The 18,422-nt window shown below is 70.6% G+C and carries 14 protein-coding genes; 12 read left to right on the forward strand and 2 right to left on the reverse strand.

The window, feature by feature from the left end; translation table 11 throughout:
• Nucleotides 1–74: 74 nt before the first annotated feature.
• Nucleotides 75–1,811, reverse strand: coding sequence for a glycoside hydrolase family 3 protein (locus Q9250_RS00845; protein ID WP_306232684.1), 1,737 nt, complete (start codon nucleotides 1,809–1,811; stop codon nucleotides 75–77).
• A 239-nt stretch (nucleotides 1,812–2,050) separates the two neighbouring features.
• Here Q9250_RS00845 and Q9250_RS00850 point away from each other — a divergent pair, with 239 nt between their 5' ends.
• From Q9250_RS00850 to Q9250_RS00885, 8 genes are all read left to right on the forward strand, one after another.
• Entirely contained in the window at nucleotides 2,051–2,893 is an 843-nt protein-coding gene (locus tag Q9250_RS00850) for a sugar phosphate isomerase/epimerase family protein (RefSeq protein ID WP_306232685.1), read from the forward strand.
• Nucleotides 2,890–3,918 carry a Gfo/Idh/MocA family protein gene (locus Q9250_RS00855; RefSeq protein ID WP_306232686.1) on the forward strand — a complete coding sequence of 343 codons (1,029 nt, stop codon included), beginning with the start codon at nucleotides 2,890–2,892 and terminating at the stop codon, nucleotides 3,916–3,918. The genes Q9250_RS00850 and Q9250_RS00855 overlap by 4 nt, the downstream gene beginning before the upstream one ends.
• Entirely contained in the window at nucleotides 3,915–5,081 is a 1,167-nt protein-coding gene (locus Q9250_RS00860; protein ID WP_306232687.1) for a Gfo/Idh/MocA family protein, read from the forward strand. Before Q9250_RS00855 ends, Q9250_RS00860 begins: the two co-directional genes overlap by 4 nt.
• A 180-nt stretch (nucleotides 5,082–5,261) precedes the next feature.
• Nucleotides 5,262–6,803, forward strand: a complete 1,542-nt coding sequence (locus tag Q9250_RS00865; RefSeq protein WP_306232688.1) for an ABC transporter substrate-binding protein — start codon at nucleotides 5,262–5,264, stop codon at nucleotides 6,801–6,803.
• A 70-nt stretch (nucleotides 6,804–6,873) separates the two neighbouring features.
• Nucleotides 6,874–7,815, forward strand: coding sequence for an ABC transporter permease (locus Q9250_RS00870; protein ID WP_306232689.1), 942 nt, complete (start codon nucleotides 6,874–6,876; stop codon nucleotides 7,813–7,815).
• Nucleotides 7,812–9,668: a dipeptide/oligopeptide/nickel ABC transporter permease/ATP-binding protein gene (locus Q9250_RS00875; RefSeq protein WP_306232690.1), complete on the forward strand. Its 1,857-nt coding sequence runs from the start codon at nucleotides 7,812–7,814 to the stop codon at nucleotides 9,666–9,668. The genes Q9250_RS00870 and Q9250_RS00875 overlap by 4 nt, the downstream gene beginning before the upstream one ends.
• Complete coding sequence (locus tag Q9250_RS00880; RefSeq protein WP_306232691.1) at nucleotides 9,665–10,528, forward strand: ATP-binding cassette domain-containing protein; 864 nt, start codon at nucleotides 9,665–9,667, stop codon at nucleotides 10,526–10,528. The genes Q9250_RS00875 and Q9250_RS00880 overlap by 4 nt, the downstream gene beginning before the upstream one ends.
• A gap of 83 nt (nucleotides 10,529–10,611) precedes the next feature.
• Nucleotides 10,612–11,625, forward strand: a complete 1,014-nt coding sequence (locus Q9250_RS00885; RefSeq protein WP_306232692.1) for a LacI family DNA-binding transcriptional regulator — start codon at nucleotides 10,612–10,614, stop codon at nucleotides 11,623–11,625.
• A gap of 66 nt (nucleotides 11,626–11,691) precedes the next feature.
• Here the strand turns inward: Q9250_RS00885 and Q9250_RS00890 are convergent, their stop codons facing one another.
• Nucleotides 11,692–12,561 (reverse strand): sugar phosphate isomerase/epimerase family protein, encoded by an 870-nt coding sequence (locus Q9250_RS00890; protein ID WP_306232693.1) that lies wholly within the window; start codon nucleotides 12,559–12,561, stop codon nucleotides 11,692–11,694.
• A 111-nt stretch (nucleotides 12,562–12,672) separates the two neighbouring features.
• Between Q9250_RS00890 and uxaC the strand changes: the two genes are divergently transcribed.
• From uxaC to manD, 4 genes are all read left to right on the forward strand, one after another.
• Nucleotides 12,673–14,082, forward strand: coding sequence for a glucuronate isomerase (uxaC, locus tag Q9250_RS00895; protein ID WP_306232694.1), 1,410 nt, complete (start codon nucleotides 12,673–12,675; stop codon nucleotides 14,080–14,082).
• Nucleotides 14,079–15,446, forward strand: coding sequence for a mannitol dehydrogenase family protein (locus Q9250_RS00900; protein ID WP_306232695.1), 1,368 nt, complete (start codon nucleotides 14,079–14,081; stop codon nucleotides 15,444–15,446). The genes uxaC and Q9250_RS00900 overlap by 4 nt, the downstream gene beginning before the upstream one ends.
• A gap of 146 nt (nucleotides 15,447–15,592) precedes the next feature.
• Nucleotides 15,593–17,068 (forward strand): glucuronide transporter, encoded by a 1,476-nt coding sequence (gene uidB / locus Q9250_RS00905; RefSeq protein ID WP_306232696.1) that lies wholly within the window; start codon nucleotides 15,593–15,595, stop codon nucleotides 17,066–17,068.
• Nucleotide 17,069: 1 nt separating this feature from the next.
• The gene (gene manD, locus Q9250_RS00910) at nucleotides 17,070–18,317 is read left to right on the forward strand and encodes a D-mannonate dehydratase ManD (RefSeq protein ID WP_306232697.1); all 1,248 of its coding nucleotides are present in this window, start codon (nucleotides 17,070–17,072) and stop codon (nucleotides 18,315–18,317) included.
• The last annotated feature ends 105 nt before the right edge of the window (nucleotides 18,318–18,422 follow it).

The raw sequence follows: 18,422 nt of genomic DNA on the forward strand, positions 1-18,422 counted from the left end.
GGACGGCTGAGGGGAGGTGCCTTCGCGGCACCTCCCCTCTGTCGTCGGCCCCTCTGTCGTCGGCCGGCGCCGCGTCAGATCCGCGTGCCCCAGATGCCGTCGCACCACACGTTCTCGTTGAACGTGCCCTGGAACTCGCTCTTGCCGGTGATCTTCTGGACCGTCGCGTGGATCGCCTCGCGGCTCGGCATGTGCGCGTGCACGAGGGTCTTCACCATCGGCACGTCGACGAGGTGGTTCGGCTGGCAGAGCGAGACGAAGACGGTGGGCACCTCGGCCGCGTACCAGGGGATCTCGGCGGCCATGGGCGACGACCACCGGATCCGCACCGATGCCTCCTGCGCGAAGCCGGTCACGTTCGCCACCACCACGGCGGCGTCGTAGCGCTCGGTGTAGGCGCTGTTCGCCTCGTCGGCCATCACGGTGTGGAAGGCCACGCCCTCCTCGCCGTCCGCCCGCCGCTGGGCGGCGTCGCGGAAGACGTGCACCTCGAAGCCGGCCGCCTCGAGCTCCTCGCGGGCGATGTCGACGAAGTCGTGCTCGACGCCCGTGAAGTCGAAGGCGCCGCGGATGCCGTAGAGGCGGATCCGCGGATGCGTCGCGGGGTCGAGCGGCAGGTTGCCCGCGGTGTCCTTCACGAGCGTCACCACCTTGTCGGCGATGTCGGCGGCGATCCGGTGGTGCTCCTGGGTGCCGATCGCGGCGAGCGCGGCGGGCGGCGGCACGAGCTCCTCGCGCGGCGTCCGATGCAGGCCGAGGGATGCCTTGAGGCCGAGGATGCGCTGCAGCGCCTCGTGCAGGCGGTCCGGGGAGATGACGCCGCTGCGCACCGCCTCGAGCGCGACCGCGAGGTCCTCCTCGGGATCGCGGAAGAAGAGGATCATGTCGCAGCCGGCGTTGATGGTGGCCGGGATCACCTCGCGTCGGGGGAGCGCCTGGGTGAGGCCGACCATCATCGACGCATCCGTGAGGATGAGCCCGTTGAAGCCGAGCTCGCCGCGCAGCAGATCCTGCAGCAGCTCAGGCGCGACGGTGGCGGGCATGATGTCGCGGTCCTCGATGCCCGGCCGCAGGTGCCGCGAGAGCTCGGGGGCGCCGATGTGGCCGATCATGATCGACTGCACGCCGTGGTCGATCATCTCGCGGTAGACCCGGCCGTCGCTCGCCCACCACTCGTCCCACCCGAGGGTGTTGTAGCTGGTGACGACGTGCTGGTCTCGCTCGTCGATGCCGTCGCCGGGGAAGTGCTTCATGGCGGCAGCCGAGCCGTGGGCGCTCAGCCCGTCGAAGTAGGCCTTGGCGCGCTCGATGACGACGTCGGCGGTGTTGCCGAAGGAGCGCGTGCTGACGACGGTGTTGCGCCAGTTGCGGTGGATGTCGACGATCGGCGCGAAGGCCCAGTTGCAGCCGAGGGCGGCGGTCTCGCGCCCGGCGACGTCGCCGAGGTCGCGGGCGATGGATGCGTCGGGGTGGCTGCCGGCGGCGAGGTGCGTCGCGACCAGGGTGCCGTCGTCGATCGAGCCGAAGCCGCCCATCTCAGGGTTCGAGGCGACCAGCAGCGGCACCTTCGCGACGGACTGCGCGTAGCGGATGTGCTCCTGCACGGCCGCGGAGCCCGCGCCCATGTAGCGGATGCCGCCGACCCCGTACGCGCCGACCACGCGGTCGAGGTAGTCCTCGTCGAACCGCGTGTTGAGGTTGATGAACAGCTGGCCGACCTTCTGCTCGTCGGTGAGCGAGGCGATCGTCTCCTCCACCCACGCGACCGCGTCGTCATCGAGGTGGAACGGGGCCTTCGTCAGATCTGCCATCGCGGCTCCTTCGCCATGTCGTCGGTGAGTCGTCATCATCCCATCCTCGAATCGTCGGATCAACCGGTTGCCAAATCTCGCTGAACAGCCTGCAAAGCCACGGGTGACCCGATGTGCGCATTGCTTGGCAACCTCGTGGAAAAACTTTTGGCAACCGCTTGCACAGACGCGCGGGCGGCCGTAGAGTTGCGGCCAGTCGCCACATCGGCGGCGCATGATCACTCGAAGGCGAGGCGACGATGACGACGCGAACGTGGACACTCTCGGGCTTCGGCGACGAGATCGATCCGGATCCCCGCGTGCAGGTCGCCGTGCTCAAGGCGCTGGGCGCGCAGCACATCGAGGTCCGCAGCGCCTGGGGCGTGAACGTCGTCGAGTTCGACGACGCGCAGCTCGACGAGCTCGCCGCGATCCTCCGCGAGGCGGGCATGGGCGTCAGCGCCGTCGCCTCGCCCATCGGCAAGGTCGACGTCGCGCTCGACCCGCAGCTCGAGGTCGCGCGGCTGCGCCGCATCATCCGGGTCGCGCAGGCGCTCGGGACCGACCGCATCCGCGTCTTCTCGTTCTTCCGCGCCGAAGGCGTGCCGGTCGAGAGCATCCGCGACGACGTCATCGCCGCCATGCGCCTGCTGGCGGCCGAGGCCGAGTCGGCCGGCGTCGTGCTGCTGCACGAGAACGAGAAGGACATCTACGGCGACACCCCGGAGCGCGTGCTCGACCTGGTCGAGGCCGTCGGATCGCCGGCGCTGCGCCTCGCCTGGGACAGCGCCAACTTCGTGCAGGTCGGCGTGGCCCGCCCGCACGACGACGGCTTCGCCATGCTCGCGCCCTACGTCGAGTACCTGCAGGTCAAGGATGCGCTGGCCGCCTCGGGCGAGGTCGTGCCGGCCGGTCAGGGCCAGGGCCAGGTGGCCGACACCGTGCGCGCTCTGCGCGACGCCGGCTACGAGGGCTTCGTGTCGCTCGAGCCGCACCTCGCCGAGGGCCACGAGCTCGGCGGCTTCTCGGGCCCGACGGCATTCGGCGAGGCCGCCCGCGCGCTGCAGGGGATCCTGCGCGAGCTGGAGATCGAGACGCGATGACCCCCGTGCGGGCAGCGGTGATCGGCTGCGGCGACATCTCGATCGTGCACCTGGAGGCCATCGCCAAGCGCGACGGCACGGTGCTCGTCGGGGTCGCCGATGTGGATCCCGGCCGCCGCTCGGCGACCGCCGCCCAGTGGGACGTGCCCGGCTTCGCGAGCGTCGACGAGCTCATCGCGGCCGTGCGACCCGATGTCGTGCACGTCTGCACCCCGCACGACCAGCACGAGCCCGTTGCCGTCGCGGCGCTCGCCGCCGGCGTGCACGTGCTCACCGAGAAGCCGCTCGCCGACTCGCCCGCCGCGGGCGAGGCGATCGCCGCGGCAGCCGCCGCGAGCGGCGCGAAGCTCGCCGTCTGCTTCCAGAACCGCTACAACGCGCCCGTGCAGGCAACCCAGCGGCTGCTCGCCTCCGGCGAGCTCGGCGCCGTGCGGGGCGCCGCCGCGACCGTGCTCTGGCACCGGCTGCCCGACTACTACCTCGACCGCCCGTGGCGCGGCACCTGGGCGGGCGGCGGCGGAGGCCTGTTGATGAACCAGGCGATCCACACCCTCGACCTCCTGCAGTGGCTGCTCGGCCCGGTCGCCGACGTCGCCGGCCACGCCGCGACCCGCGCGCTCGCCGACGTCATCGAGGTCGAGGACACCGCCGAGCTGCGGCTGCGCCACGAGAGCGGCGCGACCAGCGTGCTCTACGCCACGCTCGGCCACGCGGCGAACTCGCCCGTGACGATCGAGATCGTCACCGAGCACGCGACCCTCACCCTGCGCGGCGACCTCACGGTCGAGCACGCCGACGGCCGGGTCGAGACCGTGCGGGAGCGCGAGTCGGCGGGCGGCGGGCGCGCCTACTGGGGCGTCTCGCACGAGCTGCTCATCGACGACTTCCACGCGAGCCTCGCCGATCCCGATCCCTTCTGGATCGGCGCCGACGCGGGCCTCGCCACCCTCTCCACCATCACTGCGGTGTACGACAGCTCCTTCCCCGAGCGAGCTCGTGCGACCGTGCGAAAGGACGCAGCATGAGCGACAAGGTCAGGATCGGCATCATCGGGTTCGGCGCCCAGGGCTCGATGTACGCGAAGTTCATCGCCGACGGCATGGTGCCCAGCATGGAGATCGGCGCGATCGCCGATCACAGCGAGGAGCGCCGGGCGAAGGCCGCAGAGCTCTACCCGGGGGTCGCGCTGCACGAGAGCCTCGACACCGTGCTCACGAGCGGCGAGGTCGACGCCATCGTCACCACCGTGCCGCACTTCCTGCACCCCGAGATGGGCATCGCCGCACTCGAGGCCGGCATCCACGCGCTGGTCGAGAAGCCCGCGGGCGTCTACACGAAGCAGGTCGCCGAGCTCAATGCGCTCGCCGCCTCGAAGCCCGAGCTGACCTTCGGCATCATGTTCAACCAGCGCAACAACCCGCTGTACAAGCGGCTCAAGGAGATCGTCGACAACGGCGAGATCGGCGACATCCGTCGCACGAACTGGATCATCACCACCTGGTGGCGCCCGCAGGGCTACTACGACCAGAGCGACTGGCGCGCTACGTGGGGCGGCGAGGGCGGCGGCGTGCTCGTCAACCAGGCCCCGCACCAGCTCGACCTCTGGCAGTGGATCTGCGGCGTGCCGAAGTCGGTCTACGCCAAGGTCGCCTATGGCTTCCGTCGCGACATCGCGGTCGAGGACGAGGTGACCGCCGTGGTCGACTACGGCAACGGCGCCACCGGCGTGTTCGTGACGGCCACGCACGACATCACCGGCACCGACCGCTTCGAGATCCTCGGCGACAAGGGCAAGATCGTCGTCGAGAACTCGAAGACGGCCACCGTGACCCGCCTGAAGAAGCCCGAGCGCGAGCTCAGCGAGGCGATGAGCATGGACGACGTGATGCGCATGTTCATGGGCGACTTCGACGCGACCGAGCTCTACACCACCGAGGTCATCGAGTTCGACTCCCCGTGGGGCGAGCAGCACTCGGGCGTGCTCGAGGACTTCGCGCAGAGCGTGCTCACGGGCGGCGAGCTGCTCGCGCCCGGAGCCGAGGGCATCAACGGCGTGCGCCTGGCCAACGCGATCCACCTCTCGAGCTGGACCGGCCGTGAGGTCGGGCTCGACTTCGACGAGGACGAGTACCTCGCCGAGCTCAACAGCCGCATCGCCGAGGAGGGCAAGTTCCCGGTCCGATCCTGAGACCAGGCCGCGGCAGGCACGCCAAGTCCTCAGGACCGGCTGCCCGCCTGTCGCGGCCGACACACCGCCGGTCCTCACCTCTGACCGGCGGGCAGCGGCGGCGAGAGCCGCGGGCAGCCGAGCACGACCAGCAAGTCCCAGCACCATCCACTCGAAGACGAGTCACCCCCAGGAGAGACAATGAAGTTTCGCACCCCAGTGACGGCAGCCGCCGTCCTCACCGCCGCCGGGCTCGTGCTCAGCGGCTGCGCCGCAGGCGCACCGGAGCCCGCCGCCAGCGGTGACGCATCCGCACCCACGCAGACGCTCACGATCGGCGCGGTCGCCGACATCACCGACTGGGACCCCGCGCAGGCCCACGTCGGCCACCTGCTGCAGCCCTACCAGGCCGCGTACGACACGCTGCTGCTGCGCGAGCCCGACGGCACGCTGGCACCCATGCTCGCGACCGAGTGGACCTACGACGAGACGAACACGCAGCTCACGCTCGAGCTGCGCACCGACGTCACCTTCAGCGACGGCGAGGCGTTCGACGCCGAGGCCGTGGTGGCGAACTTCGAGCACTTCAAGGCCGAGAACGGCCGCCAGGGCGCCCAGCTCGCGAGCTTCGAGTCGGCGACCGCCGTCGACGCCGACACCGTCGAGATCACGCTCACCGAGCCCGACCCCGCCTTCACCTACTTCCTGAGCCAGGCAGCCGGCCTGATGGGCAGCCCGGCCGCGCTCGACGGCGACGCGATCGGCGCAGCCCCCGTCGGCTCCGGCCCCTACGTGATGGACACGGCGTCGACGGTCGCCGGCTCGCAGTACGTCTTCACCGCGCGCGAGGACTACTGGAACCCCGACCTGCAGAAGTTCGCGGGCATCACCTTCAAGTTCCTGGTCGACAACGCCGCACGCGCCAACGCGCTGGTCTCCGGCCAGATCAACGCGGCGCTGATCGACGCACGCTCGACCGCGCAGGTCGACGGCGCGGGCCTCGAGCGCATCGCCTACCCGACCGACTGGGTCGGGCTGCTGCTGCTCGACCGCGACGGCACCATCGTGCCCGAGCTCGCCGACGTGCGCGTGCGCCAGGCGATCAACCACGCGCTCGACCGCGAGGCCCTGCTCGAGGCGCTCCAGCTCGGCTACGGCACGCCCACCGCGCAGCCGTTCGGCCCGGAGTCGGGCGCGTTCGACGAGGAGCTCGAGAACGCCTACCCGTACGACCCGGAGCGCGCTCGCGAGCTGCTCGCCGAGGCCGGCTACGCGGATGGCTTCACGATGTCGGCGCCGAGCGTCAGCGCCTTCGAGATCTTCTTCGCCACCATCGGCCAGCAGCTGTCCGAGGTCGGCATCACGCTGCAGGCGGAGGCGGTGCCCGACCAGGACCTCGTCTCCGAGATCGCCAGCGGCAACCACCCGTCGGCGTTCTTCTTCCTCTTCCAGGGCGAGGCGTGGGTGGCGATCAACCAGATCATCTCGACCGATGCGCTCTACAACTCGCTCGACAGCACCACGCCCGAGCTGCAGACGCTGATCGACCAGGTGCAGGCGGCCAAGACCGACGAGGAGCTCGAAGCCGCTGCGGTGGAGGTCAACCGCTACGTCGTCGAGCAGGCCTGGTTCGCTCCGCTGTACCGCCCCGACCAGCTGTTCTACACGGATGCGACGGTCACCGTCGAGCCGCAGGTGCAGCAGGCGGTCCCGTCCATCTACAACTTCGCTCCGGCGCAGTAGCACCCCCTGTGGAGGGCGGGGCGACCCGCCCTCCACACCCCAAGCACCACGCATCGACAAGGGAGTCGACATGCTCACCTTCGCCCTCCGACGACTCGGATCAGGCCTCCTCCTGCTGGTCGTCATCAGCGCGCTCGCCTATGCCCTGATGTTCGCCTCCGGCACCAACATCGCCCGCAACATCCTGGGCGAGACCGCGACCGAGGAGCAGGTGCTGCTGAAGCAGCAGGAGCTCGGTCTCGACCAGCCGCTCTGGCAGCGCTACCTGGCCTGGGCCGGCGGCGCGATCACCGGCAGCCTCGGCCGCTCCTGGTTCGGCGCCGAGACGGTCTCGCAGGCCGTGGCCACGCGGCTCCCCGTCACCCTCACGGTGATGGTCGTCGCGATCATCTTCACCGCCCTGATCGCCCTCATCATCGGCGTGACCGCGGCCGTCAAGCGCGGCTGGCTCGACAAGGCCCTGCAGGTCTCCGCCGTCGTCGGGGACGCCATCCCGGGCTTCGTGCTGGCGATCCTGCTCGTGCTCGTCTTCGCGATCCAGCTCAAGTGGGTGCCGGCGGTGAGCACCATCACACCGAACGCGCCGCCCTCCGCCTGGTTCCTCTCGCTGCTGCTGCCGGTGATCGCCATCGTCATCAACGCGGTGACCTCCAGCGCGCAGCAGATCCGCTCCGCCGTGATCAAGCAGTACGAGCGCGACTACGTGCGCACGCTGCGCAGCCGCGGCCTCGGTGAGCGCGAGATCCTCCTGAAGCACGTGCTGCGCGGGGCCAGCCCGGCCGGCCTGACCGTCTTGAGCCTGCAGTTCATCGGCATGCTCGGCGGCCTCGTGATCATCGAGAAGATCTTCGCCATCCCCGGCATCGGCAACCTGGCCGTGAGCGCCACCCAGCTGGGCGACGTCCCGGTCGTCATGGGTGTCGTGCTCTACACGGTCATCATCGTCGTCATCGTCAACCTGCTCGTCGATCTCCTGAACGGCTGGCTCAACCCGAAGGTGCGTGTCGCATGAGCGAGACCAGCGCGGCAGTGACGCCGCAGGCCCCCGCGGGCCAGGCGGGCGCCGTCGTCCGTCCGCACATCATCCGCAAGCTGCTGCGCAACCCGCTCGGGCTGGGCTCGATCGTGCTGCTCGGGCTGCTGCTGGTCACCGCGGCCATCGGCCCGCTGCTGGCGCCGTACGACCAGAACTTCGCCGACATCCTCGTGCCGCTCGCGCCGCCGTCGCCCGAGCACCTGCTCGGCACCGACTCCGCCGGTCGCGATGTGCTGAGCCGGCTGCTCTACGGCACGCAGCTGACCGTGCTCTCAGGCATCCTCTGCGCGGTCGTCGCGATCGCGATCGGCCTGCCCTCCGGCCTGCTCGCCGGCTACTACGGCGGCTGGTTCGACTCGCTCGCCAGCTGGACCGCGAACATGCTGATGAGCCTGCCCGGCATCGTGGTCCTGCTCGCCGTGCGCGCCGCGCTCGGCCCGTCGGTGTGGATCTCGATGGCCATCTTCGGCGTGCTGCTCAGCCCCGGCTACTTCCGGCTCACGCGCAGCGCCGTGCAGTCGGTGCGCAACGAGCTCTACGTCGACGCCGCCCGTGTCGCGGGGCTCTCCGACGCCAGCATCATCGGCCGCCACATCTTCTCGGTGGTGCGGGCGCCCATCATCATCCAGACCGCCGTCGTCGTCGGCGTCGCGATCGCCATCCAGGCCGGGCTGCAGTTCCTCGGCCTCGGCGACCCGACCGAGGCGAGCTGGGGGTCGATGGTCAACGAAGGCTTCCGCAACATCTATGCCGCGCCCGGTCTCATCTGGCCGCCGGTCATCCTCATCGGCCTCACGATCGGCGCCCTGGTGCTGCTCGCGAACGCCCTGCGCGACGCGCTCGAGGACCAGCAGAAGGTCAAGCGCAAGCGTCGCGTCACCGACATCGCCACCGGCGCGATCACGGCGATGACGCCGATCGTGCGCGCAGGCCGCGCCAAGGGCGTCGCCGCCGTCGACGAGGGCACGGAGCACCACCTGGTGCGCGTGAGCGGCCTGGCCGTCGGCTACCCGCAGCCCGACGGCAGCACGAAGCGCGTGGTCGACGACGTCTCCTTCTACGTCGACCGCGGCGAGGTGCTGGGCATCGTGGGCGAGTCGGGCTCGGGGAAGTCGCAGTCGGCGTTCTCGATCCTGGGCCTCCTGCCCGACAACGCCGAGATCGTGGCGGGCTCGATCCAGTTCGACGGCAAGTACACCGTCGCGCCGGGTGAGTCGAAGGTCGAGCAGTCGCGCCTCGCGCCGCTGCGCGGCAAGCGCATCGCCTACATCCCGCAGGAGCCGATGTCGAACCTCGACCCGAACTTCACGATCGGCCACCAGCTCTCCCGCCCGCTCCGCAAGGTGATGGGGCTGTCGAAGCAGGCCGCGAAGGCCCGGGCGATCGAGCTGCTCGACCAGGTGGGCATCCAGAACCCGGAGCGCATCTACGACATGCACCCGCATGAGATCTCGGGCGGCATGGCGCAGCGCGTGCTCATCGCCGGTGCGATCAGCTGCGAGCCCGACCTGGTGATCGCCGACGAGCCGACCACAGCGCTCGACGTGACGGTGCAGGCCGAGGTGCTCGACCTGCTGCGCGGCCTGCAGCAGCGCATCGGCATGGGCGTGCTGCTCGTGACGCACAACTTCGGCGTCGTCGCCGACATCGCCGACCGCGTCGTCGTGATGCAGGCCGGTCGCGTGGTCGAGTCGGGCGATGTCCGGCAGATCCTCGGCAGCCCGCAGCATCCGTACACGCAGATGCTGCTCGGCGCGATGCTCGAGGGCAAGGAGCCCATGACCATGCTGACGGATGCCGGACGCGGCCGAGAGGGGACGGACCGATGACCGCCACGAAGCTGCTCGAGGTCGACCGCCTGGTCGTCGAGTACCCCGGCCGCGGGTTCCGGGCCGCACCCATCCGGGTCCTCAAGGAGGTCTCGCTGTCGATCGAGCCCGGCAAGACGCTGGGGCTGGTGGGGGAGTCCGGCTCGGGCAAGACCACCATCGGTCGCGCGCTCCTGGGTCTCGCCCCGGTCACGGGCGGCACGATCACCTTCGAGGGCAAGGACGCCACGCACGTCCGGCGTGCCGAGCGCAAGCGGCTCAGCCGTCACATGCAGGTCGTGTTCCAGGATCCGTACACGTCGCTGAACCCGTCGATGGAGGTCGGTGCGATCCTGGCGGAGCCGCTGGTGGTGCAGGGCATCGCCGGTGCTGCGGCGAAGGCGCGCGTCGCCGAGCTGCTCGACCAGGTCGGGCTGCCGAGCGACGCGATCCACCGGCTGCCGCGCGAGTTCTCGGGCGGTCAGCGGCAGCGCGTCGCGATCGCCAGGGCGCTCGCGCTCAGCCCGAAGCTCATCGTCTGCGACGAGCCGGTCAGCGCGCTCGACCTGTCGACCCAAGCCCGTGTGCTCGACCTGTTCCTGCAGATCCAGCGCGACACCGGGGTGTCGTACCTCTTCATCTCGCACGACCTCGACGTGGTGCGGCACATCAGCCATGACGTGGCGGTGCTCTTCCGCGGCGACATCGTCGAGCACGGCGCTGCCGAGCAGGTCACGCGGCACCCGCACCACCCGTACACGAAGCGGCTGCTGCTCGCCTCGCCCGTGCCCGACCCCGACCGGCAGGCCGTGCGCCGGCGGGAGCGGCGCGAGCTGCTCGACTCGGAGGCCGTGCCCTCCGTCGAGTCGGCCAGTGCCTGAGGCGAGGGCCGCGCGGATCGGAGCGTGCGCCGATCGTCATAGGATGCAGGTGCAGTCAGCCGCGGACCAGGGAGGCATGGACCATGTCTTCACCTGAGCGCCGCCGCGGCGGTTCGGCGCCGACCATCTACGACGTCGCGAAGCTGGCCGGGGTCAACCCCTCGACCGTCTCCCGGGCGCTGAACTCGCCCGGCCGCATCAACGAGAAGACCGAGGCCAAGGTGCGCGCCGCCGCGCGCGACCTGCGCTACCGCCTCAACCCCATGGCACGAGCGCTGCCCACGGGCAGGACGAGCACGCTGGGCCTGATCCTCTCCGACATCACCAACCCGATGATCGCGGGCATCGTCCGCGGTGCCCAGCAGGCCGCCTCCGAGCGCGGGTACACGCTGCTGCTCGCCGAGTCGCAGGAGAGCGGGGAGCTCGAGGCGACCGCCGTCGACCGCATGATCTCGAGTGTCGACGGCCTGGTGCTGGCGGCCAGCCGCCTCGACGACGAGCGCATCGCGCAGGCCGCGGAGGATCGCCCGATGGTGCTGATCAACCGCGCCGTCGACGACGTCGAGTCGGTCATCGGTGATGTCGAGCCCGGCATCGACGAGGCGGTCGCGCACCTGCACCTGCTCGGCCATCGCCGCATCGTCTACCTCTCGGGACCGCAGACGTCATGGATGAGCCGGCACCGCGAGGCGGTCATCCGCGCCGTCGCGGCTCGGCGGGGTGTCGAGATCGAGGTGCTGGGCCCGAACCGCCCGACGCTCGAGATGGGCACGGAGGCACTGCCGCGGATCGTGGCGACCGGCGCGACCGCGGTGGTCGCGTACAACGACGTGATGGCGATCGGGCTGCTGCGCGCCGCGCAGCAGCAGGGTCTCGACATCCCGTCGGATCTCAGCATCGTCGGCTTCGACGACGTCTTCGGCTCCGACTTCACCTCGCCGCCGCTCACGACCGTCCGCATGCCGCTCATGGTGCTGGGCGAGCTCGCGGTGCGACGACTGCTCGACATGCTGCAGGACGACACGGAGCCCGAGCGCATCGAGCCGCCGGTGTCGCGGCTCGTCATCCGCGGATCCTCGGGGCGCGCCCGAAGCTAGCTCCCGCTCGCCGATTCCCAGCGCACGACGACGGCCCACGCTCCGCGGAGCGTGGGCCGTTCGCGATCAGAAGAGGTCGGCGAAGCCGAGCGCGACCAGGTTGTCGTACGAGGTCTGCAGGCAGTCGAACACGTCACGGCCGTACAGGTCGTCCTGCTCGACGAGCAGGTACTTCGCGCCCGCGTCGATGCTCGTCGGGATGATGCCCTGCCAGTCGAGGTTGCCCTCGCCGACCTCGGCGAACTGCACGACGCCCGTGAACGCCTGCATGAAGGTCGCGAAGTCGCCCTGGGCGAGCGCGCCGAAGGCCTCGGGCGGCAGCTGCCCGATCCGGTAGTCCTTCAGGTGGATCATGGCGACGCGGCCCGCGAAGCGCTCGATCGTGCGCTGCGGGTCGACGCCGCCGCGCTGCAGCCAGTGGGCGTCGAGCTCGAGCCCGACGGTGGGGGAGCGGTCGGCGATGATGTCGAGGAGGAAGCGCCCGTCGTACTTCGCGAACTCGATGTGGTGGTTGTGGTAGTACAGGCCGATGCCGTGCTCGGCGAGCCGCTGGGCCATCTGCTCGGTCGCGTCGCAGAAGGCGAGCACCTTCTCGAGGCTCGCCATGGCGTCGAACGGCAGCATGCCGATCCGCACCATGGTCGCGCCGAGCGCCTTGGCATCGGCGACGATCTTGTCGAAGTCGGTCGTGAGCGCGTCGTTGCCGGCGGGCGAGGGCTCGAGGCCGGCGGAGATCGACGCGATGTCGATGCCCAGCTCGTCGCGTGCCCTGGCGATCTCGGCGACGTTCTCGGGCGTCAGGGGGATCTGCGAGATCTCCACCGCCCGGTAGCCGATCTCGCGTACGCGACGGAGCGTCTCGAACGCCCCGTGCTCCGCAACGCTGTCCTTGAGCATCATCGCCTGGACGCCGATCACTGCCACCTGGTCTCCCATCGTCGAGCGTCGCGACGATGCAACGCTGCTGGGTGCAGTCTGGCACCGGAGGCCGCGATTTGGCAACCGGTTGACAAGGCGCGCGCAGTGCGGTTCACTGCACCTGTGCCAATGACGCTGCGCCTGGATCCCGACCGCCTCCTCCCCGCCGACCCCGCCACGCGCGAGATCGCCCGGGAGCTCTACGCGCTGGTCGCCGATCTGCCGATCGTGTCGCCGCACGGCCACGTCGATCCGCGGCTGCTGCTCGACGACGAGCCCTTCCCCGACCCGGCGCAGCTGTTCATCCGCTTCGACCACTACGTCACGCGCCTGATGCACGCGGCGGGCGTCGAGCTCGCCGACCTCGGCATCCCGCATGCCGATGGCCGACCGGTCGCCGCGCCGCGCGACGTGTGGCGCACCTTCTGCGCCCACTGGCGCCTCTACGCCGGCACCGCATCCGGGTACTGGCTGCAGCACACGTTCGCGACCCTCTTCGGCATCGACGAGCACCCCTCGCCCGAGAACGCCGACGCGCTGTACGACCGCGTCCAGGCCGCGCTCGAGACCGACGAGTTCCGCCCCCGGGCGCTGTTCGCGCGCTTCGGCATCGACGTGATGGCCACCACCGACGACCCGATGGACGACCTCGCCGCCCACCGCGCGCTCGCCGACGACCCGACGTTCACGGGCCGCGTGCTGCCGACGTTCCGCCCCGACGCCTACCTCAACCCGCTCGCGCCCGGCTACGCCGACAACGTGCGCAGGCTCGCCGAATGGGGCGGCCACGAGGCCGACGACTTCCGCGGCTACCTCGACTCGCTCGAGCGCCGCCGCCGCCACTTCGTCGAGCACGGCGCCGTCTCGGCCGACTTCGGCGTGCTCGAGCCCTACACGGTCGACCTCGGCGTCGAGGGCGCGAGCGCGCTCTTCGCCCAGGCGGTCGCCGGCACGATCAGCCCCGCCGACGCGCGCGAGCTGCTGGGCCACATGCTGCTGGAGTCGGCTCGCATGAGCGTCGAGGACGGCCTGGTGATGACCGTGCACCCGGGCGTCGCGCGCAACCACTCGAGCTCGACCTTCCGCTCCTACGGCCCCGACACCGGCCACGACATCCCCGTCGCCGTCGAGTACGTCGAGAACCTGCGCCCGCTGCTCGAGCGCTTCGGCGACGACCCGTCCTTCCACCTCGTGCTCTTCACGATCGACGAGACGGTCTACTCGCGCGAGATCGCGCCGCTCGCGGGCTTCTACCCGTCGGTCTACATCGGGGCGCCGTGGTGGTTCATCGATGCTCCGGATGCGGTGCTGCGGTTCCGCGCGGCCGTCACCGAGACCGCCGGGTTCTCCCGCGGCTCCGGCTTCATCGACGACACCCGCGCGTTCCTGTCGATCCCCGCCCGGCACGACATGTCTCGGCGCCTCGACGCCGCGTTCCTCGCCCGGCTCGTGATCGAGGGCCGCATCGACCGCGACACCGCGGCCCAGATCGTCGTCGACCTCGTCGACGGCTCGCCCAGGAGGGTCTTCAAGCTGTGACCGATCGCATCTCCCGCCAGGCGCTCGCCGACGCCGGCCTCGCCGCCGAAGCGGCGCCCGTCCGCATCGTCCACCTCGGGCTCGGCGCATTCCACCGCGCCCACCAGGCCTGGTACACCGCCAACGCCGACGACGCCGCCGACTGGGGCATCGCCGCGTTCACCGGGCGCAGCCCCGCCGTCGCCGACGAGCTGCGGCCGCAGGACGGCCTGTTCACCCTGATCGTCCGCGACGGCGACGCCGACCGCGCCGAGATCGTGCCGAGCATCGTCGAGGCAGTCTCCGGCGACGACGTCGGGCGCCTGACCGCGCTGCTGGCCGCTCCCGAGACCGCGATCGTGACGATCACCATCACCGAGCCCGGGTACCGCCTGCGCGCAGACGGCTCGCCCGACGAGAGCGACCCGCTGGTCGCCGCCGACGTCGAGGCGCTCCGCGACGGCGGCGATCCCGCCACGACGCTCGGCAGGCTCGTCGCCGGGCTCGACGCCCGCCGCGCCGCCGGCGTCGGCCCGCTCGCGGTCGTCCCCTGCGACAACATGCCCGACAACGGCGCGCTCGTCGCGAACGGCACGGCCGCGCTCGCAGCGCTGGCAGGCCTCGACGAGACCGCCGCCTGGATCCGCGACGAGGTGTCGTTCGTGTCGACCTCCGTCGACCGGATCACGCCCCGATCGACGCCCGCCGACGCTGCGACGGCCGAGCGGCTGACCGGCTTCGCCGACGCCTCGCCGGTGGTCACCGAGCCGTTCCGTGACTGGGTGCTCGAGGGCGAGTTCCCCGCCGGCCGACCCGCCTGGGAGACCGCCGGAGCGCGCTTCGTCGATGAGATCGAGCCCTTCGAGCGCCGCAAGCTGTGGCTGCTGAACGGCGCGCACACGCTGCTCGCCTACACCGGGCTCAGTGGGGGCCACGAGACGGTGGCCGCCGCGGTCGCCGACCCCGAGCTGCGGGCCGCGGTCGACGGACTCTGGGATGAGGCCGCGGCGCACCTGCCCGAGGGCCTCGACCTCGACGCCTACCGGGCTGCACTGCTCGACCGCTTCGACAACGCGCGCATCGAGCACCGGCTCGCGCAGATCGGCATGGAGGGCGTCGCCAAGCTGCGGGTGCGCATCGCTCCGGTGCTCCTGGCCGAGCGCGCCGCCGGACGCTCGGGCGCGGCCTCGCTGCGTGCGCTCACGGCGTGGCTCGCCCTCGCCCTGGACGGCTCGGCGCCAGCCGATGCCGCCGCGGCCCAGATCGACGTCGCGCGATCCGCGGCCGATCCGGTCGCCGCCCTGCTCGATCTGGTCGACCCGCGACTCGCGCAGGACGCCGAGATCCTCGCCTCCGCCAGGGCCGCGGCGCCGACCTCCGGCTGACCTTCCGACGCGTTTCCAGGCAAAGGTTGGCAACCGCTTGCCAACCACTCGGAACACTGCCATGATCGAGGGATCGCCGACCGGCGATCGGAGCACCCACTCCACGCAACGACGCGTACGCGATGGCGCGAAGGGATCCCAACCAGATGACAGTGACGTCGAACGACACGGCTGCGAAGCCGGCGACGAACCAGCAGGCAGGCCGCCTCAGCGCGAAGACGCTGATCGGCTACGGCGCCGGTGACGCCGCCAACAATCTCGCGTTCACGACCGCGACGATGTTCCTGCTCGTCTACTACACCGACGTCGCCGGCATCGGCGCTGCGGCGGCCGGCACCCTGCTGCTCGTGGTGCGCATCTTCGACGCGTTCGCCGACGTCTTCGCCGGCCGCATCGTCGACCGCACCTACTCGAAGCGGTTCGGCAAGTTCCGGCCGTTCATCCTGTTCGGGTCGCTGCCGCTGCTGCTGCTGAGCTTCCTCACGTTCAACGTGCCGCAGATCGGCGAGACCGGCATGCTCATCTACGCGTACCTCACGTACGCGGCGCTGGGCTTGGCCTACAGCCTCGTCAACATCCCCTACGGCTCGCTCGCCGGGGCGATGACGCAGAGCTCCTCCGAGCGCGCGAGGCTGTCGAGCGCCCGCACCATCGGCGCCGTGATCGTCGGCGCGGTGCTGGGCATCGTGGTCGCTCCGCTCATCACGCCGGAGCGCGACCTGCAGACGCTCTTCACCTTCATGACGCTCGGGTTCGTGGTGGTCGGCTTCGCGCTCTACATGTTCACGTTCTTCACCGCCAAGGAGACCGTGCGCCGCGACGTGACGAAGGTCACGATGCGCCAGAGCTTCGCGATCCTCAAGCACAACCGCCCGCTCGCGATGCTGTGCATCTCATCGTTCTTCTTCCTCACCGGCATGCTCGCCATGAGCACCGTGCAGCTCTACTACCTGCGCGACGTGCTGCAGGCGATCGAGCTCTACGCCGCCGTGTCGATCGTGCAGATCATCGGCACCTTCGGCATCGGGGCGATGATGCCGTGGATCGTGCGCACGCTCGGCAAGCGCAACGCCTACATGCTCGGCGGCGCGGTCGTCGTGCTCGGCGGCGTCACGGCGTTCATGGCTCCGACGACGCTGCCGTGGCTCGGCTTCGCGGGCCTCGCGATCGCGACCCTCGGCGTCTCGTTCAACGGCATGCTCGTGTGGGCGCTCGAGGCCGACACCGTCGAGTACGGCGAGTGGAAGACCGGCGTGCGCGCCGAGGGCATCATCTACGCGCTGTTCTCGTTCACCCGGAAGACCGGCCAGGCCATCGGCGGCGCGCTCGCGGCCTACGCACTGGCGGTGGGCGGCTACGTCGCGGGCGCCGCCGAGCAGTCGGAGGCGGCAGACCTCGCCATCCGCGCCGCCGTCGGCCTCGTGCCGGCGATCTTCTCGCTGCTGGCCGTCGGCGTCATGGTGCTCTACCCCCTGACGGATGCCCGCCACCGTGAGATCGTTGCCGAGATCGAGCAGCGCCGCACCGAGACCGAGGCTCTCCGCACCATCGACCCCTCGCTCTCGACTGCAGCGTTCGCGACGCGAGCAGACGCATCCACCCCACCCATCAAGGAGTCATGACATGAAGATCGAGAAGGCAGAGGTGCTCGTCTCGAGCCCCGGACGCAACTTCGTCACGCTGCGCATCACCACCGATGACGGCTACACCGGCCTCGGCGACGCGACCGTCAACGGTCGCGAGCTGGCGGTCGCCTCGTACCTCCAGGACCACGTCGTGCCGCTGCTCATCGGCCTCGACGCGCACCGCATCGAGGACACCTGGCAGTACCTCTACCGGGGTGCCTACTGGCGCCGGGGACCGATCACGATGGCAGCGATCGCCGCCGTCGACACGGCGCTGTGGGACATCAAGGCCAAGGTCGCCAAGATGCCGCTCTACCAGCTGCTCGGCGGTCGCTCGCGCGAGGGCCTGCTGGTCTACGGCCACGCCTCCGGCGCCGAGCTGCCCGAGCTGTTCGACTCGATCCGCGAGCACCAGGAGGAGGGCTACCGCGCCATCCGCGTGCAGACCGGCGTGCCGGGCCTCCCGAGCGTCTACGGCGTCGCCTCGAGCGCCAACGCGCAGCAGGGCGGCATGGGCGTCACGACCCGCTACGACCACGAGCCCGCCCGCCCGGGCGAGCGCCCCGTCGAGGAGTCGTGGGACACGCGCGCCTACATCCGCCACATCCCGACCGTCATGGAGGCCGTGCGCAACGAGTTCGGCCCCGAGCTGCCGCTGCTGCACGACGCGCACCACCGCCTCACGCCCATCGAGGCGGCCAAGGTGGGCAAGCTGCTCGAGCCCTACGACCTCTTCTGGCTCGAGGACGTCACGCCGGCCGAGAACCAGCAGGCGCTGCGCCTCGTGCGCGAGCACACCACCACGCCGCTCGCGATCGGCGAGATCTTCAACACGATCTGGGACTACAAGGAGCTGATCGAGGAGCAGCTGATCGACTACGTGCGCAGCCCCATCACGCACGCGGGCGGCATCACGGCGCTGCGCCGCATCTTCGACTACGCCTCGGTCTACCAGATCAAGTCGGGCGTCCACGGCCCGACCGACGTCTCGCCGGTCGGCCTCGCTGCCGCCATCCACCTCGGCATCGCGATCCCGAACTTCGGCATCCAGGAGTACATGAAGCACTCCAAGGCGACGCACGAGGTGTTCCGCACCGACTACTCGTTCGAGGATGGGCTCCTCAAGCCGGGCGAGGCCGTCGGCCTGGGCGTCGAGTACGACGACGAGGCCGGCGCCGGCCACGGCTACGCGCCCGCCTACCTGCCGGTGGCACGCCTGCTCGACGGGTCGATGCACAACTGGTGACATGACTTCCGGGAACGCGACGCCCGGACGACGACGCCGCTCCGCCCTCGGGCGGGGCGGCGTTCGTCGTCCGTTCGGCGACACGTGCCCACCGCACGTCCAGCC

Source organism: Agrococcus beijingensis (assembly GCF_030758955.1).
GTDB lineage: Bacteria > Actinomycetota > Actinomycetes > Actinomycetales > Microbacteriaceae > Agrococcus > Agrococcus beijingensis.

What these genes read in the sequence shown, in the direction of transcription:
- Q9250_RS00845 (WP_306232684.1), bottom strand. Translation starts at nt 1,811, where the DNA reads ATGGCAGATCTGACGAAGGCCCCGTTCCACCTCGATGACGACGCGGTC.
- Q9250_RS00850 (WP_306232685.1), top strand. Translation starts at nt 2,051, where the DNA reads ATGACGACGCGAACGTGGACACTCTCGGGCTTCGGCGACGAGATCGAT.
- Q9250_RS00855 (WP_306232686.1), top strand. Translation starts at nt 2,890, where the DNA reads ATGACCCCCGTGCGGGCAGCGGTGATCGGCTGCGGCGACATCTCGATC.
- Q9250_RS00860 (WP_306232687.1), top strand. Translation starts at nt 3,915, where the DNA reads ATGAGCGACAAGGTCAGGATCGGCATCATCGGGTTCGGCGCCCAGGGC.
- Q9250_RS00865 (WP_306232688.1), top strand. Translation starts at nt 5,262, where the DNA reads ATGAAGTTTCGCACCCCAGTGACGGCAGCCGCCGTCCTCACCGCCGCC.
- Q9250_RS00870 (WP_306232689.1), top strand. Translation starts at nt 6,874, where the DNA reads ATGCTCACCTTCGCCCTCCGACGACTCGGATCAGGCCTCCTCCTGCTG.
- Q9250_RS00875 (WP_306232690.1), top strand. Translation starts at nt 7,812, where the DNA reads ATGAGCGAGACCAGCGCGGCAGTGACGCCGCAGGCCCCCGCGGGCCAG.
- Q9250_RS00880 (WP_306232691.1), top strand. Translation starts at nt 9,665, where the DNA reads ATGACCGCCACGAAGCTGCTCGAGGTCGACCGCCTGGTCGTCGAGTAC.
- Q9250_RS00885 (WP_306232692.1), top strand. Translation starts at nt 10,612, where the DNA reads ATGTCTTCACCTGAGCGCCGCCGCGGCGGTTCGGCGCCGACCATCTAC.
- Q9250_RS00890 (WP_306232693.1), bottom strand. Translation starts at nt 12,561, where the DNA reads ATGGGAGACCAGGTGGCAGTGATCGGCGTCCAGGCGATGATGCTCAAG.
- uxaC (WP_306232694.1), top strand. Translation starts at nt 12,673, where the DNA reads ATGACGCTGCGCCTGGATCCCGACCGCCTCCTCCCCGCCGACCCCGCC.
- uidB (WP_306232696.1), top strand. Translation starts at nt 15,593, where the DNA reads ATGACAGTGACGTCGAACGACACGGCTGCGAAGCCGGCGACGAACCAG.
- manD (WP_306232697.1), top strand. Translation starts at nt 17,070, where the DNA reads ATGAAGATCGAGAAGGCAGAGGTGCTCGTCTCGAGCCCCGGACGCAAC.